Source organism: Salinivibrio sp. PR6 (assembly GCF_001995955.1).
Lineage (GTDB): Bacteria > Pseudomonadota > Gammaproteobacteria > Enterobacterales > Vibrionaceae > Salinivibrio > Salinivibrio siamensis.
Window position 1 is genome coordinate 1 of record NZ_MUFA01000049.1, and the last position, 1,297, is coordinate 1,297.

6 tRNA genes and 2 rRNA genes are annotated in these 1,297 nt (G+C 48.3%); all 8 read right to left on the minus strand.

The features are described 5' to 3' along the window. A 23S ribosomal RNA gene (locus BZG72_RS16045) occupies nucleotides 1-209 on the minus strand; the annotation flags it as partial. 291 nt (nucleotides 210-500) lie between these two features. Further along, nucleotides 501-576 (minus strand) — tRNA-Val (locus tag BZG72_RS16050). Nucleotides 577-588: 12 nt separating this feature from the next. Continuing rightward, nucleotides 589-664: transfer RNA gene (locus tag BZG72_RS16055), tRNA-Ala, on the minus strand. 12 nt (nucleotides 665-676) lie between these two features. Continuing rightward, a tRNA-Lys gene (locus BZG72_RS16060) sits at nucleotides 677-752 on the minus strand. 2 nt (nucleotides 753-754) lie between these two features. Beyond that, a tRNA-Glu gene (locus tag BZG72_RS16065) sits at nucleotides 755-830 on the minus strand. Nucleotides 831-875: 45 nt separating this feature from the next. After that, a tRNA-Lys gene (locus BZG72_RS16070) sits at nucleotides 876-951 on the minus strand. 2 nt (nucleotides 952-953) lie between these two features. Further along, nucleotides 954-1,029: transfer RNA gene (locus BZG72_RS16075), tRNA-Glu, on the minus strand. Nucleotides 1,030-1,110: 81 nt separating this feature from the next. After that, a 16S ribosomal RNA gene (locus BZG72_RS16080) occupies nucleotides 1,111-1,297 on the minus strand; the annotation flags it as partial.

Here is a 1,297-nt window from a genome sequence, read left to right on the forward strand (position 1 = left end):
CGGGTACTTAGATGTTTCAGTTCCCCGAGTTCGCCTCTTAGCGCTATGTATTCACRCTAAGATACCTGCTTATGCAGGTRGGTTTCCCCATTCGGACATCGATGGCTCAAATGCTTCTTACCAGCTCACCATCGCTTTTCGCAGGTTAGTACGTCCTTCATCGCCTCTGACTGCCAAGGCATCCACCGTCTACGCTTAATCACTTAACCATACAACCCCAARAGGTCTTGCTTATTTACTTTCACTTTTAAAAAGTGAAAACAAACGGTTTAAACAACTAAGGTTTTGTTTTTGCCGGACTCAAAATAGAGACTTTGCTTATTACTAAGACAAAGCCCAAGCACACTTGATTGTGTGAGTGACATTACATGTCACTGATTGAGAACTTTACTGTCATTCTTTAAGAATGACTTGTCAGCTTTCCAGATTGTTAAAGAGCATGTCGTTTATTGCTAAATAAACCACGTTCTAAAGATTCTTAAGCAAAAACCTTTAAAGCGTGGTGGGCGATACCGGGCTCGAACCAGTGACCCCCTCCTTGTAAGGGAGGTGCTCTCCCAACTGAGCTAATCGCCCATCTTCCAGACTTGGTGGAGCTAGGCGGGATCGAACCGCCGACCTCTTGCATGCCATGCAAGCGCTCTCCCAGCTGAGCTATAGCCCCGCGCCTGAGAAATGGTGGGTTGTACAGGATTCGAACCTGTGACCAATTGATTAAAAGTCAACTGCTCTACCAACTGAGCTAACAACCCAATGGCGTCCCATAGGGGAGTCGAACCCCTGTTACCGCCGTGAAAGGGCGGTGTCCTAGGCCTCTAGACGAATGGGACACGCTGATATGTTTGGGAACATATCCTCTTTAATACTTCAACCTNTGGTGGGTTGTACAGGATTCGAACCTGTGACCAATTGATTAAAAGTCAACTGCTCTACCAACTGAGCTAACAACCCAATGGCGTCCCATAGGGGAGTCGAACCCCTGTTACCGCCGTGAAAGGGCGGTGTCCTAGGCCTCTAGACGAATGGGACACGCTGATATGTTTGGGAACATATCCTCTTTAATACTTCAACCTATACAATCTGTGTGAACACTCGCAACAATAGCGTCAGTAAGGAGGTGATCCAGCCCCAGGTTCCCCTAGGGCTACCTTGTTACGACTTCACCCCAGTCATGAACCACACCGTGGTAAACGCCCTCCCGAAGGTTAAGCTATCTACTTCTGGTGCAGCCCACTCCCATGGTGTGACGGGCGGTGTGTACAAGGCCCGGGAACGTATTCACCGTGGCATTCTGATC